Here is a 1,681-nt window from a genome sequence, read left to right as displayed (position 1 = left end):
CTAACCCGCATTTCTCACAAATAAAATGAAAAAGAGGGCCTTTTTATGATAAATTATTAGTAGCCAAACAAATAACTATCGTAAAAGGAACCCTCTATGAATACAGAGTGTACAGCCGATCAACTGACTTTTCAAGGCTTTGGAAGACAAGAAATGGTGCTTACACACGACGCCGAAGTCTCGACATCCGACGGCGGATTGGTCATCCTCCACCAGATTGAAAAACGTCACCGAATTCTTGCGCGACTGGCAGACTGTTTTCAGGATAATCGCCATCCATCTTATACCGAGCATACGGTCTCGCATTTGTTGACTCAACGAATCTTCGGTATCTGTCAGGGATATGAAGATCTGAACGATCATGACGAATGGCGAAAAGATCCTCTCTTGGCTTTAGTCTGCGATAAAGGTGACGGTGAAGTACTCTCCGGGAAGAGCACGCTCAACCGTCTGGAACTTGGTAAAGAGGTTGCCGAAGAATACGGAAAGCGATACAACAGGATTACCTGGGACAATGACAAAATCGAGGACCTGTTTATCGATCTCTTTCTGGAAAGTTTCGATGAAGTACCAAAAGAAATTATCCTTGATTTCGATGCGACTGATGATCCTCTGCATGGCGAGCAGGAGGGCCGCTTCTTCCATGGTTACTACGACAAGTACTGCTATCTCCCCCTGTATGTTTTTTCAGGTCAGCATCTGATTTGTGCGCAGCTGCGATCTTCCGATATCGATGCAAGCCTTGGGACAGTGGAGGTCCTGCAGAGAGTTGTCCCGAAAATCCGGGACCGGTATCCGGAGGTTCACATTATCGTACGCGGAGATTCCGGATTCTGCAGAGAACAGATTATGGCCTATTGCGAATCCGTCAAGATCTCGTATCTCTTTGGACTGGCGAAAAATAGCAGGCTGAAACGATCCATCGGCAAAGAGCTGTATCAAGTTGAGCATAGGTACAACGCCTCAAACGAGAAACAGCGTCTTTTCAAGGAGCTCATCTATAAAACAAATACCTCCTGGAGTAGAAGCCGGAGGGTTGTAGCCAAAGTGGAGTACCTTCACAAGGGTGCCAATCCTCGCTTTGTCGTAACGAATATTCCCATCCTGAAATGTCCGGCAAAGATCTTGTATGAAGAGCTGTATTGTGGGCGGGGAGATATGGAGAACAGAATCAAGGAACAGCAACTCTATCTTTTTGCGGACCGTACCTCAACTGGCTGGATGAGCTCGAACCAGTTACGGCTCTGGTTTTCTTCTATCGCTTATACCTTTTTTGTCTGGCTTCGAGGGAAGTACCTTGCCGGCAGCGAGTGGACCAGATCCCAGGCCGCGACACTGCGACTGAAGATCTTAAAAGTATCTGCAATGGTTAAAGTAACTGTGCGCCGGATACGCATCCGACTGCCCGCCGCTTATCCATATTGGGATTCTTGGCTACGGTTTGCCCGCGCTGTGTAGAGGAAAAATTTCCAGAAACAGATTCTCCTTTTCCCGATCGAGAAGAAGCTGTGCCCAATGGATAGAAATAACCATGCAAATAATGGATTACATGGTCGTCATTCAATTACTACCAAAAGGAATGCTGAAGTAATGAACCGAAACGCGCGGTGAATTGGGCAGGCTCATGTCTGATACTGATTTAATGCAGGGTCCTCGCTGGTTTGTGAGAAATGCGGGCTAA

The 1,681-nt window shown here is 46.9% G+C and carries 1 protein-coding gene; it reads left to right on the top strand.

The genetic code is table 11. From position 1 onward, the window contains the following. The first annotated feature begins 96 nt into the window (after positions 1 to 96). Positions 97 to 1,458, top strand: a complete 1,362-nt coding sequence (locus B4O97_RS19075) for an IS1380 family transposase (RefSeq protein ID WP_083053109.1) — start codon at positions 97 to 99, stop codon at positions 1,456 to 1,458. Positions 1,459 to 1,681: the final 223 nt, after the last annotated feature.

It is taken from the genome of Marispirochaeta aestuarii, assembly GCF_002087085.1.
In the GTDB taxonomy this organism is placed as follows: Bacteria; Spirochaetota; Spirochaetia; order JC444; family Marispirochaetaceae; genus Marispirochaeta; species Marispirochaeta aestuarii.
Note: the sequence above shows the minus strand (reverse complement) of the source record. Positions and strands in the feature narration are given on the sequence as shown.